This window comes from Novacetimonas cocois (assembly GCF_003311635.1).
GTDB classification, from domain to species: Bacteria; Pseudomonadota; Alphaproteobacteria; order Acetobacterales; family Acetobacteraceae; genus Novacetimonas; species Novacetimonas cocois.
In genome coordinates this window covers 22491-45405 of sequence record NZ_QEXL01000011.1, presented here as the reverse complement: position 1 = coordinate 45405, position 22915 = coordinate 22491, and the positions used below count along the sequence as shown (strand labels likewise).

The following is a 22915-nucleotide window of genomic DNA, read 5'->3' as shown; positions in this document are numbered from 1 at the left end:
CCCATCAAGTTGCTCTGGCAGCGATAAGAAAGCAAACCCTTGCGAACACGAAGAGCAAGCGGACAGCCCATGCGGCTTTGCTGCGAATGGGGATTATCGATAGCAAAGGCGCGGTTACCAAAGAGTACACGCGTGACCCACGCATTGAGGGCATGCTTAAAGCGTAACTGCGTTGACGGCTCTTCATACATCTTTTGTGCTCGGTTATCATGGTTGTTCTGAAGAGGTCGGCCGGAAACTGATTAACGGAGAAAGCGCGCCAACTCCGTCGGAGACGGACTACGATTGGCTTGGACCGGGTTTCTATGTCTGGGAATCCGACCCGTTACGTGCGCAAGAATGGGCATATCAGAAACAGCGCAGGGATTCCGGTTTCAAACCGTTCGTTATTGGCCTGGTCGTAGATCTGGGCAACTGTCTTGATTTAACGACACGCGAAGACCTGGAGATGCTCAAGACCGCCTATGAAGGCCTGCGAGAGACATTAAGCACGGATGATATACCGATGCCGGTGAATCATGATTCCCGGCACGACGTAAATAGTGATAAACTTTTTCGTAACCTCGACTGCGCTGTTATCAGGTACCTTCACGATTCTATTGAAGCCACAGAGTCTCATCTCGCACCGTATGATACGGTGCGCGGCCTTTTCCAGGAAGGCGGCGAACTCTATCCCGGTAGCGCCTTCCGGGAAAAGACACACACGCAGATCGCAATCCGCAATCTGGATTGTATAAAAGGAATCTTTCGTCTGCCGGACTCTAGCGTCGGGATATAAGGCAGACAGCCGTCTGTTCATCATCATGACTGAATCAAAGGACAGCCAAGCTGCCTCGTCTGACGGCGCACTCCGCTTTCAGTGGATGGCACTCTTTCTGCCCCGACGCTTCTCCTGCGACCTCTCTGGCAATGCCGGTTCCGTCGCCGACACCATCAGGTCCTGTAGCGGCAGACGTTATGTCTCGCCCCAATCCGATTTCTCGTACAAGTTCCGATCTGCGCGCTGTGTAATTGGGAGCGACCATAGGATAATGAGACGGAAGTCCCCACTTCCGCCGATATTCTTCAAGCGTCACGCCATAGGATGTTGATTTTCAATGAGAACTGATGGTGTGGACGGCTCGCAGTGGTCCTGAGAGGATGCTGAAGAGTTGACTGTCCAGTGGAGGAAACCATCACGCCACAGTTGATCCGTATCATCAGTTCTCAGTGAAAATCAACGCCGTGAGGGCGCTTCAGCGAATGGGAATTATTGATCACAAAGACGAAGTGACGGAAGCATACGCGTGGCCACGGCTGTCCATATATATTTTTTTACACAAGGCATCATTTATATGCGATTTTAAGCATCAATAAACGGTTTTGGACAACTCAGCAGGAATCTAAGTCCAATGGCGGACCCGATTGGCGGCATGTGGCTCGCACTGAAATATGATGCAGAACCATTCGGTGGACTGGCTGTCAAAAGCCAGCTTGGAAGTCGCCGGTCGAGCAGTCATCATAATTTATACAGCATCGAGACGTATCCTGAAAACATGCGTCCGGCCGACACCGCAGCCGCGCATCTGCAGTTTCATCTGCGACACGAACCCACCAGCCTTGAGTTGCTGGCGCGCGTCTTTGCGAAAACCGGACCAGGTTTTGTCCAGGAGTGGATAAACAGCGCACCGACCGGACAATACGCCAGACGGGCATCGTTCCTCTATGAATTCGTCACCGGACAAACGCTCGTGCCGCCAGTCGACCTCGGCGGCAACTACGTCTCCGCACTGGACGCATCTTTTCAGGTAACAGCTTCTCCGGACAAAATGAGCAACGTCAGCAGATGGCGCGTCCGTGACAACATGCCCGGGAACCGCTTTTTTTGTCCCTTTATCCCGCTTTCCAGTCAACTCAAGACGGCTGCGGAGATGGACGTGTCTGCCGGTTACGGTGAACTGGTGCAGGAGTTCGGCGAGAGCATGCTTGCCCGGGCCGCAGTGTGGCTGACAAATCGTGAAAGCAAGGCAAGTTTCATCATTGAAGGCGAGGAGCATCAACTTGACCGGATCCAGCGCTTCAGCCACGTACTCGCCACAAGAACCGGGCAAGGGACAGTCCCCCTGACAGATACTGACCTTGCCGAATTGCAACGCAACATCCTCGGTGACGTCACAATAACCGAGCATTTTGGCTTGCGGCTGTCACCAGTATTCGTTGGAGAATACACGATGAGGTACGAGAATGTTGTTCACTACCTCGCGCCTCCCGCACAAGACGTAGCGGATATGCTTGAGGGATTAAAAATTTTCCTCGACAGGACGGAAGGACAGTCTCCTGTCATGCGTAGCGCCGTGGCAGCCTTCGGGTTCGTCTACATCCATCCTCTTTCTGACGGAAACGGCCGTGTCCACCGGTTCCTGATAAACGACGTTCTCAGGCGGGACGGCGTCATCCCCGACCAGATCATCCTTCCCATCTCAGCCACCATCATTGGAGACCCGACGAGCAGGCGAAACTACGACCAGATTCTGGACAGGGTTTCAAAACCCCTGATGCGACAGATCACGGATCATGTCTCTTTCGATCGTGACATGAAGACCTATCCTGATGGGATAAAATCCAATCTCGACTTCTCGAACCCTGATCTGGCGAGACCGGCCTGGCGCTATATCAATTTCGCCCCCCACGTTATCTATCTCAGCGCAGCACTAGAGATGACCATCAAGCACCACATGAAAGAGGAAGCCATATATCTCCGGTCGCACCATAATGCCCGGCAGGCACTCAAGGAGCTTATTGAAATGCCGGATATGGATGCCGACCGCATCATCAGGTCATTACGGGATACTCGTTTCATACCCAGCGGCAAGATTCAGAAAGAATATCCCATGATCGGAAAATTCAGGCTTTGGAACGCCATCTCTGAGGCGCTGAGACGTTCCTTCTCTGAATGATTACACATGGACCGACCATGATAAGTAGAAAGCTGTTCGTCACCAGACATGGGATCTGAAAAAGGATTGTCCGAGTGGAAAAGGCAGGTTGCCCTCGTGAGAACACAACTTTGTAGACATCGCTTATGGATTTTCACTGAGAACTGAATTCTTTCACAAGGTGCATAACGCAAGGGCTTAGGATCGCGATCCGCAACCTGGATTGTATAAAAGGCATCTTTCGTCGGGATTTATCGACGTCACGCCCCGAACCGGATCATGGTCCGGTCAAATAGGAACATCCACTGTCGACACCAAACGGCATAGCGAAGAAGTTCTGCCTTCGCATATTGCTGCGTTCCTGAGCCAGGAGATCGCCGCGCCGCCCGGTCCGGCGGCGCGTTCCCCTTTTAGTGGACGGCCTTCTTTCTACCCCGGCGCCTTTCTTGTGGCTTGTCAGGCAATGCAGGATCCGTCACGCCCTCATCACCAGATTTGGTGGCAGTGGACATTATATCCCGCCCCAGCCCAATCTCTCTTGCAAGTTCCGATCGGCGTACTGTGTAATTGGGAGCGACCATAGGGTAATGAGATGGAAGTCCCCATTTCCGCCGATATTCTTCAGGCGTCATGCCATAGGACGCCTGCAGATGCCGTTTGAGCATTTTCAGCTTTTTCCCATCTTCAAGACATATGATATAATCCGGAAATACGGACCGCTTGATGGGAACGGCAGGTATCTGTTCTTTTACGCCCGAAGCAGTCGGGACGGACAATGAATTGTAAACAGTCCCAATCAGCCTGATAAGTTCGTCCGGCGATATTTTATTTTCCGATACATAAGCAGTTATGATTTCCACGGTCAGCGCCAGCTGTCTTTGTTGTTCTTCGGGCATTGTCCATCACCTTAACAGACGAAAAAAAACTCTGGCCCTGTATATAACACCGCTACTGGGAATAGTCCTCGACGTTTTCGAGGATTTGGCAGATTGCAAAACAGGTATGCTCTTGAGCAGATATCCAATAGGATCCTGTGCCTGCTCATCTGTATTTTATCTGACCGTCAACACTTCTTGCTTTCTACAGCAATCCTGTTACCCGTTTCCCGCCCAGCATCAAGACGCCGTATCTGCAATACGAAATCATCTGGAGCTGGTGTCAGCAGAACACTCAGACACAGCTTCCTCCTCGGTCCAGGAAGGTCTTGAGGCGTGAACATGCCCGGAAGCTTCAGTCGCGCCAATAATGCGCAGCAGACCTTCAGGGATCGGTTCACGCACAACATCATTGAACCGCGCACGCAATTCGTTCTTCAACCAACAGTCGAACGGATCAGGATCTCCCCGGAAAGACACATCGTCCATCATTGGCCTGTTATCTGCTGCTCCCCGCCTGCCTAACGATACGCATCCGACTTCGTTGCGCAAATGACCAAAGCGTGCGTCAGATCTGAGATGTTGTCGCGGTATGGCACATGGTCGGCAGGATTCAAATCCGGGTGAGAACAGCAGAAAGCCGGACGCTCTAGCTGGCGGCGCCTGGCGACGCAGATGGCACAGGGGGACGCCTGCCCAGCACCTGGGCGGCCCGTTGGCTCCGAAGCGTCTGCTCCGCACCCGTCATGACCGCTGGTGCGTTCCTGATCATGACCTGCAGCCTGGCGTCGATCTCGGCCAGACGCGCCTTATGCAGGCGCTCGGCCTGCCGCGCCTGCGTTTCCAGAATAATCTCGCTTCCATAGGGGCGACCTGACTTCGTCAGTGTCTCCTGCATGCGCCCAAGCGCGATCAGTTCCCGGATCCGCGCATCGCGGGCCTTGCGGGTTCGGGCAACCAGATCCGTACCCAATGATTTATAGGGTTTATGCGCCATTTTCTTTGCCACATGATTCCACAGGTCGTCACTGGTGATGGGCGTGGTATCCCCGAGCGGCCTCTGGTTCCGGACCGCCTCAAACGTCGCGCCATCGGAGATCATTGTCCATGTGGTTCCACGCGCCCGGCTTTCCGCGACGTATGAGGTAAATCCCGTCGCCAGTTCGACGCCTCGCGGCAGGGCATTGATGTGCTCATCTGAAGTAAGCCCCTGTGCCGCATCAATCGTCATGGCATGTCCGAACCCCAGCAACACCCGACCAGTCTTCGCGTCACGAAACCGCCGCCATTCAACATCAGCAACAAGCCCCTCCTTCGTGCGGACGCGAAGCCCCGCATCACCGTGGGCCAGAACTTCCACCACATCGCCGTTATTTCCGACTGTGGCGCCCTTTCCATCCACGCTGCCCCATGTCCGACGATACAGCCGAAGCCGGTCGCCCGTAGCGATCGCGAGATCATAGGTTTCGCCACGCTGATCAATAGCCTGCACGGTGATTTCATGCGTCGAGATCTCGCCGCGCTCCTGCAGGATTTTACGGACTGCCCGACTTAGATCGGCAGCATCCTGATTGGTTAGCGCCGACATGCTGATCGTCTTGGCCCGGCCTTGCCGCAAGCCGGCACCCTCGGCTATCAGGGCATCGCGACGCGTCACATACAGCCGGGCAATATCCTGCAGGACTTCCTCATGGTCGCCGCCGACCAGACGGATCGTTCCATCCGCCCGTTTCATATCAATCGCGTCCCGGACTTCCTTCAGATGGAACCTGTTACGGACGTCGTCATCATTTTCCTCGTCCGTATGCGCGTTGGCCGCAGCCCCCCTGAACTCGTGGGATTCCAGATCGCTCTCTTCCGGCTCTGCGCCACGAAACAGATCAGCAATCTGGCGATTTCTCGCAGATACCTGCCGGACACTGGACAGAAGTTCCGGCATATCTTCCGGATCCAGAACCCGGCGCAGCATCTCGATGGAGTCCCCTGCCTCGATATTCTGCGCCTGCTCATGGTCACCCAGCGCCTTGATCGTGCAACCGGTATCGCGCTGCAACTGTAACAGGCGAAGCATCTGGCGCGGGCCGACCTGACCGACCTCGTCAATCACCAGCACCGTATTCTGGTCCACATCAACGTCACCGCGCTCCAGCCGCGCCAGAAAGGGCAGCATCGCGCTCGTGTCAAAGATGCCGGCCTCACGTAATGCGTCCGCCTGACGCCAGGCATTGGCAATCCCGATAACCCTGCGACCATTCGTGTCATAACGCGTATCATGTTTCCACGCATCAACCAGCGGAGTCAGCAGGGCCGTCTTCCCGGAGCCCGCGACGCCCGTAAGCATGGAGAGCGCACCGCCCCGGCCAAGAGCGTAGATCGCAGCCTTCTGCGTCTTTCCATGATCGCTTGCGAAGTCGAGGGGTGATCGTCCGATCGCTTCCGTGATCTGGCGGTCCGACAGCGCCCCGCTTCGGTCTCCTGACGCACGAGCTGCCTGAATCGCGAGGTCCTCCTCGATGGCGATCTGCGCGGAATTCGTCACCCTCAGCCTGTCGCCACGCATCTCCTGAATCAGCGAGACCCGTTCCCCGTCGAGTTCAAGACCACGCTGTTCAATAAGGGCCACGACATGATCGATGTCCTTCACGCCGCCCTCGATGCCGGTGCCGATCAGGCCCCGGGCAGCATACGTTCTGAGCTTGTCGTGATCGATCACGGCGGCTGTTTCAAACTCCCTCGCGAGATGGCGCGCAGCGAAACGGTAGGCAATATCGTATCGTTGTTCTTTGGTGCCCACGGGCGCTGCTGGCGTGCCAAGCAGACTTTTTTCCTCCCAGTCAAGACGCCTGGCCTGTTCGCGCCATATCTCATGGTCGCTCGTGCCTTTGTCCTTGTCGAGCCGGGCTGCCAGGCCAGCCATGGACAGGATGCGGCGCTTGCGTTCGATCGGCATATGCGCCCAGTCCGCTCCTTCCGCCGCGGCATACTCCTTGGCCGCCCTGATGACGTTGCGTCGTCCCTTGCTGAAGAAATCCGATATATCCTGCGGCACGGCCGAGATGACCGTCGCCTGTTCATTCGCATCGTATTGCTGGGCAATGCCGATCCGGCGCAGTTCATCAGCGAGCTGTGCCTGAAAATATGCTCCAAATTCGTGAACGCGAGATCGCAGCCGCTTCGTGTCGAGTGAACCCACATGTCCCTCTTCCGTAACCACGACATTGAACAGGGCATTATGGATATGGGCATGGGGATCGCCGCCTGCTGGTGTATCGATCAGATAGGTCTGGCCTGTCCCCGCGTCACGCGCCTCGACCGTCGGGCGCGCGGTATCATGCCGGAATGACACCCAGGCGACCTCGCCTGGGTTGGCACCGTCTTCGCCCCCATGACCGCGCCGCGCGAAACCGATTTCCCGCGCGACATAAAGCATGGTGGCGTCGTTTGCCCGATCAATGGCGTGCCAGATGGCTGCCCTCTCGGCCTCGGTCGGCGCAAACTCGGCCGCAAGCGTCACCGATTTGTGTGGCGCAAGGGTCAGATCATAGGCACTGATCTTGCGGGCATTCCTTGACCAGTCATCGCCATTATCGGCCCTCTTTGCTTCAAACAGGCGATTGAGTTGCGCGTTCTTCGGTGGTGTCTTCGGATCAATGCCAAGAGCCGCTGCAATCTCAGGTCGCATGTCCGGTCGCCACGAGGCCCGCCCATCGCGACCGGTGTAATAGCTGGTCAGTCGGCCACCATCCGCGTCAGGCACTTTTCCGGGCTGGGTACGGAAATCGTGCTCTGGCTCTGGCAACTCCTGCGTGAAATAGGCAGTGATCAGGCGACCACTACTCTCAGCCGAGATTTTCCGGAACGTCATCATCAGACACCCGTTCCGTCCTTTTCCTCGGGTCGAGAGGTGAGGGGCGCCCGGCCCTCCTGAATATCGAGGGTTCTGCCGGTTGTGGCGTCAATATGCCTGAGAACAGGGCCCTGCGCGGCGACAAGTGTCACCAGTCGGCCGAGGATCTCATCAAGTGTCGGACCATCAGATTCCTTCGGGGCGAGAATTTCAATGATCAGGGACAGCTTGTCTTCGATCATTCGAAGCCGTTCCCGGATATCGTCGTCCCAACTTGCGGTCGTGTTAGGTTTTCCGACTGACTCGCTCATCATCGTCACCCCCCGTGTCAGAATCACGGGAAGCGTGACGCGGAATCATGCGACCGTTCAGGCCTTCTTCTGGTTGACCCCGGTGAGTTGGTCCTTGACGGCCTTGGCCGGCGCAAAAACCAGTTTGCGCGAGGCCGGAATCTGCATCTCAGCACCGGTCGCCGGATTGCGACCCATGCGGGCAGCGGTGTGCCGGACGGTAAACTTGCCAAAGCCGGGCAGCGATACCTCGTCACCGACCTCTGCAGCCTGAACGATAGAGGTCAGGACGGTCTCAAGAGCGGTCTTCGCATCGGCCTTCGTGCCGCCCGTGGCTTCGGCGATACGGTCAATCAGATCGGTACTTTTCATCAACGCTGTCTCTTTCAATTAAGGTGACACGGAAAGATCGAATCACAACCGTGGCGGCTTTATGATTTCTCTCGGGTGGGCACGATGATGCTGCGGGACAGGTCTACCCCGATGCGAATGGCGTCATCAAGCTGGCGACCAATACCACTCTGCAGAACGGCGGAACAATACATCACCCCGTCGATTTTGCGGCATACGCTCCAGACCGACCCGATCAGGTTCATGGCATGAACCAGCCCCTCCACGTCGTGACGATCCAGATCGCGAATGAACTGGTGAGGATCAACCTCCTCAATGTATGGCTCCTGTCCCGGCATCACAAAAACCATGTGAGGACCGGGCCGAGAAAGGCGCCTGAGAAGATCCATCTGGCTGCTGGTGACTGTAAGTTGCACGCCACTTCCGGGGCATCCACCGGGGATATAGGCACCGGTTCGACTGATCTGTGGCATCACCTCTCCAGTAATCCAGCGCCGAACCCGTTTGGCAACAGGCTTTCGAGAAATGAACGTCAGGTGATTGGCTCCGCTTTCACTAACGAAGAGTTGGTCCTGCATCCCGCCTGCCGTCACCACGCCAATACGGCAATATTCATCATCATCAAGCCGTTTGACCGTCGCAGAAGGATTGCTGAGGCCCAATATGGAGCAAATCTCCCGGGCCGAGATCCATCGCCTTCCGGTGACTTCCTGAACTGAGATGCGGGTGTCTTCGAATGTCAGATAGTCTCGTTCGCTTTTATGCAGAATAGGTTGAACCGGATCACTGACCGGCTTCCTGACTCGTGGCCTGTTAGGGATGGTATCTCGCATCTCATATCTCCCCTTTTCCTAAGGAGATTGTGCGCGGGGAACATGCGACCTCTTGTTAAAATGAGCTCAGCGGCATCCGGAAGGGTCTAAGCATTGCTTATACCCTTTCCAACTCCCCCGCTCCTGGCGGCGAAGCCGCCCGCACCAACGGTGCAATGGTGTATGAGGACCCGCTATTTATGGGTAGGCGCAATGTCGGCCTCGGGTATGTCGATGGGTCGTCGTAGGGTCGTGAAACAGTCGTTCCGTCCGTGCGTCAAGGGTAGGTATATGGGTCGCTCATGAGTATGCGCACGCAGATTACATGTGAGAATCTGCATGCTGACGAGGCTGCGACCCAGGTATGATCTGGCCGTATTGCATTCGATCGAGGATGCAGGAGGGGATGAATCATGACAAGCAGGTTCGGCAAGGAACGGCTGAAATCACTCATCGAGAACCATAGGGCCCGAGACAGTGCGACACCTCTCTATCGGTGGCTGCTCACCAACTGCGAGGACATAAGCGCACTGCGATCAAAAGGGGATTCCTGGGCTCCCTATGTTGCGGCAGCCCGAGCAGATGGCCTTGACCTTCCGGACGAAAAGGAAGCGATGAAGCGTATGGAACGCTATTGGCGCCGTATGGCCAACACCCGCCGCATGCACCCGGAAGCTGAACAGGTTCCTCAATCTCCTGACACCGAAAGCACCATGCAACCCAGCCGCTTCCCTCGCGGTTGGACGCCCGCTGTTGTCGATGACGGTCGCGTAAGCCGCGCGCCCGATGGAACTGGCGTTCCCACACAAATAGTGCCCGCCGAAAAAAACGCGCAGGTCGCATCATTGCCCGCGACAGTGCCAGCATGCTCGGGCAGCGAGACAACCGGGGAGAAGAACTTTCCCATTGGTCGCGCCCGGGCCGAGGCCATCAAGCGGGATCTTCTTGCGCGGCTGAAGCGAAAGGAGCCCGGTTTTCATCGGGAGTAAGGCATGGCATCCGCCACGATCACAGACGCCGCAGAACCAACGGTGCTGGTGACACGCCCAACCCTGCTCGTAGCCATCGGGCGCCAGCGGGTGGGAAAGACGACATTCCTCAAATCACTGGCCGAGATCACGGCCCAGCAGGGAGGAAGACCGGAGATCTGGAACACGGATTCCATGAACCGCTCGCATACGCTTTCATCGCTTGGTCCGCAGGTTCTGGAAGCGGACAGCATGTCCCCGACCGGGCAGGCTGCCTGGCTGGAAGGGCAGATCGAGAAGCTGGTTGAATCCCGCCATGATGCGATTCTCGACATCGGGGGAGGATGGACCGCGATGCACGAACTGATCCGCTCATCTCCCCTTGTCGCGGCGCTAAACGAACTCGGGATCTCGCTTGTGACGATCTTCATGATCGGCATGGAGAATGCGGACATCGACTATCTGCAGGACCTTCAGGAGCAGCATGGCTTCCTGCCGCCCCGCACGGCTATTGTCATAAATGAAGGCCTGCTTCCCGTCGGTATCGACACACCGCAGGCGGTAAGCCAGATCCTCGAAAACGAAGCGGTGCTCAACGCTCTGGACCGGGGAGCCGCGCACGGTGTGTTCCCCGCGATCAACGGGCTGAAGAAAATCGCGGATCGTGGGCAGTCGTTCATGGATTTTGCTGCAAACAAGCCGGTTCCCGGACAGCCGAAAAGCTCGGTCTTCGACAGGCTGCGGGTCAATCGCTGGCTCAAGCGGGACGTGCCCCTCTTCCTGCGCGACCTCGGAGCGGACTATCTGCCCCGGATGCCGAAGGGACTGCCCGACGTGGTTATGGAGAATGTCTGATGGCAGCCCAGGGCAACATCGAGGCGGCAGACCGTGAATTCGCGGTCCGAATGGAGAACCTGCGCCGGGTCGCCGCCCAGTGGGTCGAGCGTCCGATCGCGCCAGAAGTCGAAGTGCTTTCGGCGCTGGTCGCCGCGATAGACCAGATCGGCACCCTCTGCATTGAAGCCAGGCGCGCCTCCATCCGCTCCATTGCCGAGAGCAGGCTGGTGGCCGAACAGCAGCGCGAAACCCTGGCGCAGGACACGATCGCCATCCGCAGCCACCTCAGGGACGGCATTGAAGCGGTGCACACGCTGCGCACCATCAACGAAAAACTGGTCGAGAAGAAACTCCTCGCGATCACGGCGGATATGACGAAAGGATTAAGGGGCGCCATCGAGAGCCAGGCCACGGCCATGACCAGACGGTACAACCTGCAGACGGCCTTTCGCATCCTGGGCTACAGTTCCATCGTCCTGATAGCAGGATTTGCGCTCGGACGGATGCCCTGAGCGTGCCCATAACGGACACGCTCAGGGCCGGAACCGAAACGCCGTACAAAATACTGATACAGGTCGCATGATGCCGGCCGATCCTGTCCGCCTCGCAACAGGAGGCCAAGGTGACCCGGCTCCCCTTTCCATGCCGCCGCACGACGCAAGCGACCGTGGTCCTCGTAACGTGCGGCCTCGTCGCGCCGCCGATCGGGCACGCACAGACCGTAAACGTGCCGGGGGGGCTCCCGACACATGTCAACGCAACCTATCAGGAACCGGGGCTCGGTGGCTGGACCCCGGACACGACGGGCACAGCCCAGGCCACCAGCGGAAGCGGCGCCGTCACGCAGACAACGACAGCAGGCACGTCCGACAGCGATGCGCTCGAGACCCTATACCAGCAGTCATGGGGCTATGCGGCAGCCCAGAACGCCGAGGCGCTGGGCGTCAATCCATCAGCGCTCGCCGCAACCTGCGTGGTGGAATCCGGCTGCCAGAACCTCTACACGGCCGGAAACGGCAGTACGATCACCGGCGCATTCCAGATGAGCAACGGGACATACAGCCAGACCCTTGGAGAGGCACTGGCCGCAGACCCCTCGCTGGCCTCATCCATCACCAGCGGCACGGCGGGCCAGCAGGACCCAGCAACACAGGCGGTAGCTGCAGCGCAGTATCTCAAGGATGCCGCAACCAGCCTGCAGCACAGCGGCATCAGTAACCCGACAGCCCTTGATGCCCGGGCCTATTATAACTTTGGCCCGAGCGCTGGCGCTGAAATCGCTACGGCCGACGACAGCAGCCTCATGTCGTCCTACATATCGAGCACGGCAATGTCGGGGAACAATATCAGTTCAACCACCACGGTCGGCCAATGGCGCGCGGCGGTCGCAGCAAAAATGGGCAGTGCCGCGTCCAGTTCGATCCTGACCGGCTGACGAGGAGTCCAGCATGAGGTTTTCCCACCGGGCCGCGATCCTTGCGGCCCTCACCTGCAGCCTCAGCCACCCGGCCTTCGCGCTGCACAGAACCCCGGTCCGTGCGCTCGACGGGTACAGATGCATGGCCCTTGATGCGCCGGAGCGGGTCATGATGGACTTCAGGCATCCGATCCCGCTGCAGAGCGAACCACGGGACGGTGCCCCGAGCCTTGCGCCTGCGCTGGCGGTACTCCCGATCGCCACGGACGCACCGCCCACGAACGGCTACGTCCGGAGCATGACCCTTGCATTGCGTCCCGGCTGGGTCTCGACAAGATGGCTGAAACCCTACGACGCGGTCCATCCCGGCATGACCTGCACGCCCTACGTCATGAATGACGGCAAGCTTGGCTTCGTGTTCGGCAGGGCGACACAGTAGATTTGTCATCCCCACAGTCCGGCATGCTGCATGACCGACATTGTTTTTCCCGGGAGCGGAACAGGGAAGGCCGCTGCCCGCCGGGAGGGCCGCGAGGTGCCCGGGTCAAGCCTGAGGGCATGCCCCTGAGGTGGACCGGGTTGCCCGGAGCGCGGGGCACCGCCCTGCGATCCGGGCGGCCCTGTTCACTGAAAGGGGCGTGTCCTCACCGCGCGAAGCGCGGCGCGCAGCGGGCTTGAGGCGGGCACCTCGCGGCGACATGCTGGTTTCAGGGCATTTTTTTGCAAGCACGATGGCGACCCCGGACACCAGAAGCAGGAACCCGGTTTCCGGGCTCCTGCGGCGTGGTCTCTCAAGGCGTTGGATCGTCGGGCCACCAGGGGTCGGGGGCGTCCGCGATCTCGCGCGCTTTCGCTTCGGCTGCGGCGATGGCTGCGGCCCTTGCGGCCGTGGTCGCCTCCCGCCATGCGTCGATGCCGTGGTCGGCAATAAAGTCATGCGCGCCGTCATCTTCGGGATGCGGCATTTCCGGGCCGTGATAAAAAGGATTGCGATGCCAGACATCCCGGTCCGTCAGGACCCAGGCGTGGTGGGGCGCAGCACGCGAAAGCGCAAGGGCTTCGTCGCGGTCTGCCATGGATTCATATTCGCTCATGCGGGTCGATCCTTGCGGAAAGGTACCTTGCCGTGGGTGGCCGGACCCGCCGTGGGTCCGGCCGGGTCGGTCAGAAGCCGAGGGCGTCCATCTCGGCGGCTGCGGCCCGCTGGTCGATGGTGCGGGCGTTGCTGGCCGTGTAGGGCTTCCACGGGGTGCCGATCATGTCCTCGTAGGCGGCAAGGGCCCCGCGGGCGGACGCGACCAGAGCGGCGGCCTTGATCCCCTGCTCGGCTGCGAAGCGGCGGGCGTTGGCCGCCCTGTTTTCCAGCCCGTCGACGCCCATCCGGTCCTCTTCGCGATACTCGTTGAACTGTGAGGACAGTTCGCGGGCCTGCGCGCGCTTGGCGTCATAGAACTGGGCGGCCCCGAACGCGGACGCGACAGCGGCACCAGCCATGCGCTGGAGGTGCATTTCCAGCCCCTTGTCGTTCTGCTCGCCGTTCCATGTGGTCACGACCAGCACGGGCGAGAGGCTGCGGGCGATGACGGTGAAAGCCTGCCGGGCCGTTTCCGCGAGGGCGTCGGCGTCGAAGTCCTCAAGGCCGAAATGGGAAACGATCTTGGTGATCTGGTCGGGAACGGGGATCAGGGCTTCGGCGGCCTCTATGGTGATGACAGGCGCGCGCCGGGCCGCTTCCTCGAAACGGCGGGCGGCGGGGGCCTTCTGGCCCGCTTTTGCCTTGCTGGCGGCTTTCTTCTCTTGCGCGGAAGCGAGGGCGGCGGTCATTGTGTTGGTAGCGTTGGACATGAAACTAGGCCTTTCTGTCTGGCGTCAGCCCTGTCCGGTGTTGGAGCACCGGGCGGGGCGTCTGTGGCGGGAACCATTTCCCTCTCCACAAATAAAGAATAGTACAGACAGAATATAAATACAATAAAAAAGACAATATATTAAAAGTAAACATTAGTTTACTACTGTTTTTGTTCCCTTTATTTCCTTATGCCCATTTTATTAATCACAGTATTATCAAGCATCTCATAAGTATTCATCCTGAAGAACCCCCGGGCGAGCGGTCGAACCGTTGCGCGAAAGCGTGGAGACCCCGCAGGGGGCTCCAGTGAGGTTAGCGGCGCAGCCGCTTAGCGAACCAGAGTGAGAGAACCCCGAAGGGGCCGCCCCTGATTTTCTTTTTTTCCTGCTGAACAGAGATGTTTCCCGAACCGGGCCTTTCAGGAAAGGGAACCGTCTCCAGACGCCCAGGACTTACGCCGCGTTTTGCGGGCATGCGCTGCAGGGACACAGATCCAGTTCATCTGTGACCCGCGACATGACTTCAGATACTCTTGATGAAGCCGGAAGGCGTGCCTTCGGCAGGATTGACGAACACCACGTCATCCGGTGCCCGGCGCGGTGTGTCGATGGCAAGAAAAATGACAGGATCACGCAGGATACGCGGCACCGCATGCACCGCACGCCGCGGAAAGACCAGCAGGTGCCCGGGGACAAACGGTGCTTCTTCAGCCGGATCATCAATCCAGAATGTCCCTTCTCCGGAAAGCACATGGAGGACTTCATCACACTGGGTATGATAATGCGGCGGCACGTCCCGATAGATCCGGAACACCCTGATGCTGGCTTCCGGCCTGTCGGTCAGATAGGTATCCAGCAGCATCGTATCCGCGGTTTTCGGGAACGCTGCCGCAATCCTGTTGAGATCGAACCGCCCACCGGTACGGTTCAGGGTCATCAGGTGCTTTTCATCAGTCATGAGGCCTGTTCTCCGCCCATGTTCCACACCATGTCTCGTCGAGCGCTTTCATGGTCTTCTCCATTTCAGCCAGGAAAACCTTCGAGCACGATCTTGCCCTTTGCCTGACCGCTCTCGATCAGGGCATGGGCCTGCCGCAGGTTCGCCGCCTTGATCAGGCCGAGGTTCCTGCCAAGCGTGGTGCGGATACGCCCGTCATCCACGAGGCGTGAGACGTCGTTGAGAATCTTGCCCTGCCTGCCCATATCGGCTGTGCCGAACAGCGGGCGGGTGAACATCAGCTCCCAGTGCAGCGACAGGCTTTTTTTCTTCAGCGGCAGGGCGTCGAGCGCGGCCGGGTCATCAATCAGGCCGAAATGCCCCTGGGGCGCGATCAGCGCAACAATCTCTGGCATATGCCGGTCCGTCTGCGTCGTGGAAAAGACGAAGCCGGGCGCGCCGGTCGGAAGGGCGGCGACCTGCGCGGCAAGAGGCCTGCTGTGATCCACCACGTGATGTGCCCCGAGGGATTTTACCCACTCGCGCGTTTCTGGCCGGGAGGCGGTGGCGATGACCGTGACATCGGTCAGGACCCGGGCCAGCTGGATGGCGATGGAGCTGACCCCGCCCGCACCCCCGATAATCAGCACGGCCGGCTTCACGCCGGGGACTGGCCGACGGATGTCCAGGCGATCGAACAGCATCTCCCAGGCGGTGATCGCTGTCAGCGGCAGGGCCGCGGCTTCAGCCCAGTTCAGGGAACGGGGCTTACGGCCGACAATCCGCTCGTCGACCAGGTGGAATTCGGCATCGGTTCCCGGGCGATCGAGCGCGCCTGCGTAGAAAACCTCATCCCCGATGGCAAAATCCGTGACTTCAGGCCCGGTGCCGACAACGATCCCGGCGGCGTCCCAACCCAGAACCCGCCATTGACCCGCATCCGGCGTGGCGCTGCGACGGACTTTTGTATCGACCGGATTGACCGACACAGCCCTGATTTCCACCAGGAGATCCCGCCCTGAAGGGACCGGCTTCGGCAGATCGATGTCCTGAAGGGATGCGGGATTGTCGATCGGGAGAGGCGTCTGGTAACCGACGGCACGCATGATGTCTGCTCCTGTGTTGATGAAGGAGAACAGTGAGCATTATGCTGGGTTCGGACAAGAACGCACTTTTAACGCCCATAGTATCGGAAATGATACCGTCATGGCCCGTATCCGGCATAAATCACTTGATTGCAGTCCCGGCTGTGCCGTTGAAGCGACGCTTCAGCTGATCGACGGGAAATGGAAAGGGGTCATCCTCTACCACCTGCTTGAGGGAACCCTGCGCTTTAACGAAATCCGCAGGCGCCTGCCCAATATCACCCAGCGCATGCTGACGGCGCAGCTCCGCGAACTGGAGCAGGACGGGTTTGTCCAGCGGACGGTCTACGCCGAGGTGCCCCCGAAGGTGGAATACAGCCTGACGCCGCGGGGACGGACCCTGGAGCCGGTCATCATGGCCCTCAAGAAATGGGGGGACGAGAATACCGGGTTCAGGCGGGATCCTGAAGCCCCTGCGGATCTGGACGAGCCTGCCGCCGATTGTCCGGTCTCCTGCGTTCAGGCTGGCGGGTGAGCGGGCACTATTGGTGATCCGCATCCACGTTGCGGACATGCACCCGGACTCTCACCCGGAACATACGCGGTTCCCGGTATTTCCCGCCCCAGTCGCATGACGGACAGATATACGGGACACGCTATGGGGCCATGGAACCACAGGGGGAGACTGCGTGGTAAGACTTCGACGTCATCGCGTGAAGCTTCCCGGCAAATGTCGGCTGACAGCCCATGAGATGCAGGTATGGCGGTCCTTTCGCGCCGCCATCCAGGGCGAGAAAGGAGAGAGCGCCGTAGCCCACGTGCTCGACCGGAGCGGCCTGCCCGTGCTGCACAACGCCATACTGCCGGCAGGTGACGGCAGGACCACCCAGATTGACCACCTGTTCCTCAACCCGAGGGGCATCCATGTCGTGGAGACAAAGCGGTATGGCGGCGAACTGACCGGACACCCGGAAGATGAACGGTGGCGGCAGCGTTTCGCGGGCGAGGCACCCGACGCCCCGCCCCGGCTGATTTACAGCCCGGTGATGCAGAATGCCGCCCATTGCCGGGCCGTCTACGCGCTGGCCCGCCTCGTGGACCCGACCATCCAGGTCTTCAGCCACGTCGTGATGACGGGAACTGCGGTCCTGTCACCTGCGCTTGTCGCCTGCACCCTTTCCCTTTCCGGGTTGGAAACCCTGCTGCACGATCTTGAACGCAACGTGCCGCGGGGCACACTGATTGACGCATGGCGGCGCATCGGGCTTGCCTGCCATGCCAGCAGGCATCAGTAAGCGGCCTTCCTGTCGAGAAAATCGAGCAGTTCCGCGATTTCCCCGGTTGAAAGCATGCGCCCGCGACAGGCCTCGCCATCGCGGGGAAAGTCGAGTGGCTCACCACCATGGTCACGGTTGCCGGCACTGATCCAGAGTACCCGCTCCGGCTCCTCGGGATCATAATCGAGGCGAACCCCGAGGCCATCTCCAAGGTCGATGAAATCGGAGAACAGGTCGTCCTCACACCGCAGCGGAAGCGTGCCGATTTCCACACCGACCCATCTGTCGGGAAATCTGGCCCGGAGAAGTTCGGTGAGCTGGCGCGTATGCGGCCTGAGATCCGTCGGGTCCCGGACGGGCGGCGGTGGCTCCAGAGGTTGCAGGAAACCCGCCTCGTCGTCATCCCAGTCATCGGGCTCAATCGGCGGCACTGGCTTTTTCGCCATAAAGCAGACGTCCTTCGACCAAAAAGAAAAGCAATTTAAGACCGAAGCGTCGGACGGAACCAGCCTGTTTGGTGCAATGCCCCGGCCGTGCGAACGCATGTCGCCGCTACCGGAGCATGCATTGTCCGCATTCACAAGCCAAGCGCATTCAGTTCCGGATCAACCTGCCTCCAATGACCGTCAGACTGACGTGGTTCGTTCCTGCCGTGATTCCAGCCGCCGATCCGGTTCTCAAGTGGAATTTCGTCAATGAACCGGCTCGGACACGAAGATCCGCCCTGGCGATAATAACAGAACGTGATCGTGGCCTGCTCCATAGCCCGGGTCAGCGCCACATAGGCAAGGCGACGCTCCTCTTCGGAATTGCGCGACATCGCACCGGGGAAAATCGCCTCTTCCCACGCAGGAAGAAAGACGTGACGGAATTCCAGTCCTTTCGACCGGTGCATGGTCATGAGCTGAACGCGATCACGCCCTTTTTCTCCAGGTGCTCCGCCTGCCAGTGCCGCGTGCTCCAGGAGGTGTTCCACGCGCCGGAAACCCTGGGCCAGTTCGATCAGTTCCGCGAGGTTTTCGCGCTGGGTTGCAGCTTCATCCGAATCATCAGCCCGCAGCATGTCCAGATACCCTGTTGCCTCGAGCAGGCCGGTAAGGCGCCCCCCAAGGCTTTCCCCTTCCCGACATCCGATCTGTCTGAGAATCTGGACGAATCCCTGCAGCGCCACGGCACATCTCGGGGACAGCCGGGTCCGTGTGGCCGCCGCGCATAGCGACAGACCACCCGCCGAAGCCTCTATCTCGATTTTCCCCAGGCCCCTGGCGCCAAGGCCCCGCGGGGGCCGGTTGGCCATCCGCCGAAAGGCTTCGTCCGACCTGCGCTCATCGGGCCATGCACAAAGCGTCAGCAGGGCCAGAGCGTCCTTGACGGCGGTACGCCGATAGAAACCCACATCCCCGATGATCTCGTAGGGGACACGGGCGTGGAGCAATGCTTCCTCCAGCGTTCGGGAGAGCCGGTTCTGGCGGTAAATGATAGCCATGTCATGCCAGGCGACGCCGGTCGCTGCGCGACGGCCAATCTCCCGGACGATCGCCGCAGCTTCCTCGGTGGCGTAGGAGAACCCCAGAACCTCGATCGGGAGGCCCTCGCCCCGACGTGTAAACAGTGTCTTTTCGATCCGCGACGGGTCAAATGAAATCACCGCATTCGACGCATCAAGAATATTGCTGGTGGAACGGAAGTTCTCCTCGAGCTTGAACGTCTTCACAGCAGGAAACTCACGCGGGAAGTTCCGCAGGAAGCCGACTTTCGCCCCCCGCCAGGAATAGATGCTCTGGGAATCATCACCCACACAGAACAGTTCACCAGACGTCCTGCTGAGCAATGTGAGCCACAGGTACTGGGCGCGGTTCACATCCTGAAACTCGTCCGCCATCACGGCCGTAAAACGGGCGGACCACCGGCGATGGTATGCCGCATCATGCAGCATCGCGAGGGTCGGCCACATCAGCAGATCACCAAAATCCGCCGCGTTCTGCTCGCGCAGGATCGCCTGGTAACGACCATACAACCCGACGACAAAGCGCCAGCTTTCGTGATCCACATGGAGATTCGCCGACTGCCGCCTGCCGATCAGGCTTTCAACATGCGCGAAAGCAGCCACCGGTGTGATCAGATCCTCTTTCAGCCGCGCAATCCGCTCGGCCATTTTTTTGATCTGTCTCGCATCTCCTGGCGCTCCTTCCTGCGGCACGGGAAGCTTTTCCTTAGGGACAGTCCTGATCAGGCGGCGGACAATGGCGAGACTGTCCTCGGCGTCACGAATGTCAAAACCGCTACGCAATTGCGCCACTTCAGGCTCGGCCCGTAGCTGTCGGGCCGCCAGGGCATGAAACGTTCCAAGCCATGTGGGTACCGAGTGCGTCCCAAGAACGTCTCCGATGCGCTTGCGCATTTCCTGGGCGGCCTTGTTGGTAAAGGTTACACAGAGGATCTGGCCAGGAACCATGCCATGCAGTTCGACGCGGGTTGCGACCCCGGCTGTCAGGGTTTTGGTCTTGCCGGTGCCTGCCCCTGCCAGAACCAGAACATATCCCAGTGCCATCGCCGCACGCCGCTGTTCTGGCGTCAGACTGTCAAGGACTGGCGCAAGCGCGCGCGGAACGGGAAGATCACCGGTCATAGCTCTTCCAGCCCTTCCGCCACGCAACCCGGGGTGGTAGTGATCTTACCGGTCGAGAGCAGGATCGTCGCCGGATAGGAAAGATCCCAGTTCCCAAGCTGACCTTCCCAGCGTCCATCGATAACCAGGCCGACAGGACAGCCCGGCCGCTCGTAGAGGCGGACTGCACTTTGCGGTATCGGGGGATCATCTTCTGCCTGCGCCAAACGCTGGCGCAGGTGGCGGTTCCAGATGCCTCGAGCCGGGCGCGAGCGGGCAAACGTTCGTGCAAGGTCTGCCTTCATCGCCAGACGCGTAATCCCCAGATCCGCATAGTCTGAAACAGATCCCATGACCCTCTCCTATGTGAGATGATCCTGCGCGCAGGACCGTTCGGCGCCCGCCTCTGTGGCACGCTAGCCGTAAATGACGATCATCCCGTGATGCCGTCTGTCCGGTGAGCCCAAAGGACTCACGCTGGTTCACAAGGACAGCCCCGGTGATGAACCTGACCGTGGCCCAGCGGGCTTCCCCACACGTTCAGACGGCGCAGGCAATAACGGAGCCGAAACCCGCGGCGGCCGCTGCGTGCCGTGCGCCTCGGCCTGACCCAGCCATGACGGAGATACCGTCTCCGGCTGCGCTTTCGACCCCGAACCCAGGACTTCGGACAGGCGGCACAAGGGCGCAACGGGAACAGAACCTGCCTGCATTCCTTCCCTGCGGGTCCTCAGGACCGCGTTCCAGTCCTCTCCGGGCCCCTTCGGAGATACCCGTCCTGACCAGAGACCGACGTCTTGTGCCATCGCAGCGAATTTCCCGGCATAACGATCCCCCTGCAGGTCGTTATCAACGGCAACAACCAGTCGCGCTTCAGGCTGGGCGGCGACCTGCATCATGACCCGTTTCAGGTTCGCTTCGCTCTCTGGGCTCATGCCGCCCCCTGTCGAGGTGTAGAGCGTTCCCTTCGGAAAGCGATCGAGTGCAGCAAAGGACAGTGCATCAATGGCCGCCTCGGTGACGACAAGGCGCGTCACCGGTTCTTCTCCCCCGTCGGCCCGGAAACCGAAGAGACGCTTGCCAACCCCGCCCGTCGAAAACCCCTTGTAATCCGGCCCCCGCATTTCCATCCCGGTGAACTGCCCGTCCGCATCCCGGTGGCCGAACCAGGCGGTTCCGTGCGGGCCTTCCTTCAGCGCCCCCTGCTGTCCGGCAATCGCGATAATATGGTCGGGCAACCCACGGATCTCCGTCAGATAGCGCCATGCAGCCGTCCCCTGCCCGGGTGCGGTGCGACGGTTCCACAGTTTAGCGGGATCGCGCCGCGGTCTGTCAGCGGCTCCCTTCGTACGCTCGACAACTTCGAGCGTCGGGCTCCTGCCGATCAGGGCGCGAAGTTCCTGCCTGACATGACCGAGGTTCTTCGAGGGATCGAGATACTGGACAAGCTTGAAGACATCGCCCTTGCCGTCGCCCTTGGGGTCCCACCAGCCCTTGCCATCGTGATTGACAATAATGGCCTCACTGTCACGGCGAAATTTCAGGTTACGGGCGGAACGCTGCGCGGTGGCCTGCCGATCCAGCCGGAACCCGGCTTTCTCCAGAACAACGGCGCAGTTTACAGCATTGCGAAGCTCATCAAGTTCTCTTTGCTGTGCTTCTGGGGAAGACGTGTAAGCCATGAAAGACACTCCTTCACGAACAGCATGGATTGTGTTTCAGACCGCTCCGGTATTTACGGTGAGTATTTGAGATGATCGCGCGGAAACACACGACGACCTCTGTATGGTTCGTCGAGATATTGCGTCCTGATGATCCGCGTTGAGGTTTTTTATTCTGCGTGAACTGCAAAAGAATACAGGACGCACGAATGGCCGCAGTTTACGCGCGGCAGCAAACGGCACGTGCCCGCGCCACTGCGCACGCATTACCGGGACTATGGACGAGCGGGCATTCACGACGCCAGATACTCCCTGTGTAGGATCCTGCCTGCGCCCACATCATGCGACTGACGAAAAAATAAGGTTCACGAGCCCGTATAAAGGTCGATAGAGAAACAGGGGAGACACAGTTCATCCCCGATGTGGACGGACGACCGGCGTTCCAATATCGGCCGACAGGCTTTCCCGACAGCCCGCGCCATCAGGCCTGTCAGTCCTCACCAGTATTCATGACGGGAACTGGCGCGGCAGAAACCGCACTTTCTTCTCCCTGAACGGGCAAAATGCTCCGGGTCGTTGACGACCCGGAACACCGCGCGGCCTAAAACGGGATTTCGTCATCCAATTCCTGCGCGTTGGAAGTTGCGGCAGGAACGGGGCGCTGTGCAGCGCTCCGCGAGGGACGCTCTTCATCAAAACGTCCATCGCCAGTGCTTCGACCATTGGCCAGCACCTTCAGGTTTCCATCAAACCGATCAATGATGATCTCGGTCACATAACGGTCCTGTCCCTGCTGGTCGGTCCATTTGCGTGTCTCGAGATGGCCTTCGACATAGACCAGCGTTCCCTTCTGGCACCGACGTTCGATCACGGCTGAAAGGTGATCGTTGAAAGAGACGACGCGGTGCCACTGGGTTTTCTCCCGGCGCTCACCGCTAGCGCGATCGGTCCAGGTTTCACTTGTCGCCACGCCGAAGGATGCGATTTTGCCCTCCCCTTCCCTGCGTGCGGCAAGATCCGGATCCCGGCCCAGGTGACCGATGATGATGGCGCGATTGACTGACTGGCTCATGGTCTTGTTCCTTTTTTCCTTCCTGGTCGTCTCCGGCCCCTGCCGGATCTCTGACCTGGTGCGGTCGCGCGGAAGCGGGCCACAGGCGGCGGGCGCAACCTCTCGGGGCGGCAGTGGT

At 59.5% G+C, this 22915-nt stretch carries 23 protein-coding genes and 1 pseudogene; 9 read left to right on the top strand and 15 right to left on the bottom strand.

Annotated elements, in window-relative coordinates; translation table 11 throughout:
- The first annotated feature begins 172 nt into the window (after positions 1–172).
- Positions 173–778, top strand: a complete 606-nt coding sequence (locus NJLHNGOC_RS09405; protein ID WP_113596163.1) for a hypothetical protein — start codon at positions 173–175, stop codon at positions 776–778.
- 78 nt (positions 779–856) lie between these two features.
- On the opposite strand, the pseudogene NJLHNGOC_RS09400 reads toward NJLHNGOC_RS09405, so the two are convergent.
- Positions 857–1085, bottom strand: a pseudogene (locus NJLHNGOC_RS09400) (MucR family transcriptional regulator); the annotation flags it as partial.
- Between the two features lie 306 nt (positions 1086–1391).
- Here NJLHNGOC_RS09400 and NJLHNGOC_RS09395 point away from each other — a divergent pair.
- Complete coding sequence (locus tag NJLHNGOC_RS09395) at positions 1392–2936, top strand: Fic family protein (RefSeq protein ID WP_113596161.1); 1545 nt, start codon at positions 1392–1394, stop codon at positions 2934–2936.
- A 389-nt stretch (positions 2937–3325) separates the two neighbouring features.
- Here NJLHNGOC_RS09395 and NJLHNGOC_RS09390 read toward each other — a convergent pair whose 3' ends face one another.
- The 5 genes from NJLHNGOC_RS09390 to NJLHNGOC_RS09365 form a co-directional block, all read right to left on the bottom strand.
- Positions 3326–3811 (bottom strand): MucR family transcriptional regulator, encoded by a 486-nt coding sequence (locus tag NJLHNGOC_RS09390; RefSeq protein WP_007396651.1) that lies wholly within the window; start codon positions 3809–3811, stop codon positions 3326–3328.
- A 628-nt stretch (positions 3812–4439) separates the two neighbouring features.
- On the bottom strand, positions 4440–7658 hold the full coding sequence (gene mobF, locus NJLHNGOC_RS09380; RefSeq protein ID WP_113596159.1) for a MobF family relaxase: 3219 nt from the start codon (positions 7656–7658) through the stop codon (positions 4440–4442).
- The gene (locus tag NJLHNGOC_RS09375) at positions 7658–7879 is read right to left on the bottom strand and encodes a hypothetical protein (protein ID WP_373852479.1); all 222 of its coding nucleotides are present in this window, start codon (positions 7877–7879) and stop codon (positions 7658–7660) included. Before NJLHNGOC_RS09375 ends, mobF begins: the two co-directional genes overlap by 1 nt.
- A gap of 126 nt (positions 7880–8005) precedes the next feature.
- Positions 8006–8299, bottom strand: a complete 294-nt coding sequence (locus NJLHNGOC_RS09370; RefSeq protein ID WP_025440137.1) for an HU family DNA-binding protein — start codon at positions 8297–8299, stop codon at positions 8006–8008.
- Between the two features lie 59 nt (positions 8300–8358).
- On the bottom strand, positions 8359–9111 hold the full coding sequence (locus NJLHNGOC_RS09365; RefSeq protein WP_113596158.1) for a BRO-N domain-containing protein: 753 nt from the start codon (positions 9109–9111) through the stop codon (positions 8359–8361).
- Between the two features lie 392 nt (positions 9112–9503).
- Here NJLHNGOC_RS09365 and NJLHNGOC_RS09360 point away from each other — a divergent pair, with 392 nt between their 5' ends.
- The 5 genes from NJLHNGOC_RS09360 (at position 9504) to NJLHNGOC_RS09340 (ending at position 12751) form a co-directional block, all read left to right on the top strand.
- Complete coding sequence (locus NJLHNGOC_RS09360) at positions 9504–10079, top strand: hypothetical protein (RefSeq protein WP_113596157.1); 576 nt, start codon at positions 9504–9506, stop codon at positions 10077–10079.
- A gap of 3 nt (positions 10080–10082) precedes the next feature.
- Positions 10083–10913 carry an FAD-binding oxidoreductase gene (locus tag NJLHNGOC_RS09355; protein ID WP_113596156.1) on the top strand — a complete coding sequence of 277 codons (831 nt, stop codon included), beginning with the start codon at positions 10083–10085 and terminating at the stop codon, positions 10911–10913.
- On the top strand, positions 10913–11407 hold the full coding sequence (locus tag NJLHNGOC_RS09350; protein WP_113596155.1) for a hypothetical protein: 495 nt from the start codon (positions 10913–10915) through the stop codon (positions 11405–11407). The genes NJLHNGOC_RS09355 and NJLHNGOC_RS09350 overlap by 1 nt, the downstream gene beginning before the upstream one ends.
- 110 nt (positions 11408–11517) lie before the next feature.
- Positions 11518–12330 (top strand): hypothetical protein, encoded by an 813-nt coding sequence (locus NJLHNGOC_RS09345; RefSeq protein ID WP_113596154.1) that lies wholly within the window; start codon positions 11518–11520, stop codon positions 12328–12330.
- 13 nt (positions 12331–12343) lie between these two features.
- Positions 12344–12751, top strand: coding sequence for a hypothetical protein (locus NJLHNGOC_RS09340; RefSeq protein ID WP_113596153.1), 408 nt, complete (start codon positions 12344–12346; stop codon positions 12749–12751).
- 352 nt (positions 12752–13103) lie between these two features.
- Here the strand turns inward: NJLHNGOC_RS09340 and NJLHNGOC_RS09335 are convergent, their stop codons facing one another.
- The 4 genes from NJLHNGOC_RS09335 to NJLHNGOC_RS09320 all read right to left on the bottom strand — a co-directional run bounded on the left by NJLHNGOC_RS09335 (position 13104) and on the right by NJLHNGOC_RS09320 (position 16200).
- On the bottom strand, positions 13104–13406 hold the full coding sequence (locus tag NJLHNGOC_RS09335; protein WP_102325775.1) for a hypothetical protein: 303 nt from the start codon (positions 13404–13406) through the stop codon (positions 13104–13106).
- A 70-nt stretch (positions 13407–13476) separates the two neighbouring features.
- The gene (locus NJLHNGOC_RS09330) at positions 13477–14157 is read right to left on the bottom strand and encodes a hypothetical protein (RefSeq protein WP_113596152.1); all 681 of its coding nucleotides are present in this window, start codon (positions 14155–14157) and stop codon (positions 13477–13479) included.
- 523 nt (positions 14158–14680) lie between these two features.
- Positions 14681–15115, bottom strand: a complete 435-nt coding sequence (locus NJLHNGOC_RS09325; RefSeq protein WP_014106786.1) for a cupin domain-containing protein — start codon at positions 15113–15115, stop codon at positions 14681–14683.
- Between the two features lie 65 nt (positions 15116–15180).
- On the bottom strand, positions 15181–16200 hold the full coding sequence (locus NJLHNGOC_RS09320; RefSeq protein ID WP_113596151.1) for a zinc-binding alcohol dehydrogenase family protein: 1020 nt from the start codon (positions 16198–16200) through the stop codon (positions 15181–15183).
- A 100-nt stretch (positions 16201–16300) separates the two neighbouring features.
- On the opposite strand from NJLHNGOC_RS09320, the gene NJLHNGOC_RS09315 reads away from it, so the two are divergent.
- Together NJLHNGOC_RS09315 and NJLHNGOC_RS09310 are read left to right on the top strand one after the other, a co-directional pair.
- Positions 16301–16714, top strand: coding sequence for a winged helix-turn-helix transcriptional regulator (locus tag NJLHNGOC_RS09315; protein ID WP_206059757.1), 414 nt, complete (start codon positions 16301–16303; stop codon positions 16712–16714).
- A 154-nt stretch (positions 16715–16868) separates the two neighbouring features.
- Positions 16869–17474, top strand: a complete 606-nt coding sequence (locus tag NJLHNGOC_RS09310; protein WP_239021445.1) for a nuclease-related domain-containing protein — start codon at positions 16869–16871, stop codon at positions 17472–17474.
- On the opposite strand, the gene NJLHNGOC_RS09305 is transcribed toward NJLHNGOC_RS09310, so the two are convergent.
- From NJLHNGOC_RS09305 to ssb, 5 genes are all read right to left on the bottom strand, one after another.
- Positions 17468–17902, bottom strand: a complete 435-nt coding sequence (locus tag NJLHNGOC_RS09305; protein ID WP_113596148.1) for a chorismate mutase family protein — start codon at positions 17900–17902, stop codon at positions 17468–17470. The two genes, NJLHNGOC_RS09310 and NJLHNGOC_RS09305, sit on opposite strands and share 7 nt — an antisense overlap.
- 131 nt (positions 17903–18033) lie before the next feature.
- Complete coding sequence (locus NJLHNGOC_RS09300) at positions 18034–20085, bottom strand: ATP-dependent helicase (RefSeq protein ID WP_113596147.1); 2052 nt, start codon at positions 20083–20085, stop codon at positions 18034–18036.
- Positions 20082–20417 carry a hypothetical protein gene (locus tag NJLHNGOC_RS09295; protein WP_113596146.1) on the bottom strand — a complete coding sequence of 112 codons (336 nt, stop codon included), beginning with the start codon at positions 20415–20417 and terminating at the stop codon, positions 20082–20084. The genes NJLHNGOC_RS09300 and NJLHNGOC_RS09295 overlap by 4 nt, the downstream gene beginning before the upstream one ends.
- Positions 20418–20546: 129 nt before the next feature.
- Complete coding sequence (locus tag NJLHNGOC_RS09290) at positions 20547–21746, bottom strand: DUF3991 and TOPRIM domain-containing protein (protein WP_113596145.1); 1200 nt, start codon at positions 21744–21746, stop codon at positions 20547–20549.
- A gap of 580 nt (positions 21747–22326) precedes the next feature.
- Positions 22327–22797: a single-stranded DNA-binding protein gene (gene ssb / locus NJLHNGOC_RS09285; protein ID WP_113596144.1), complete on the bottom strand. Its 471-nt coding sequence runs from the start codon at positions 22795–22797 to the stop codon at positions 22327–22329.
- Positions 22798–22915: the final 118 nt, after the last annotated feature.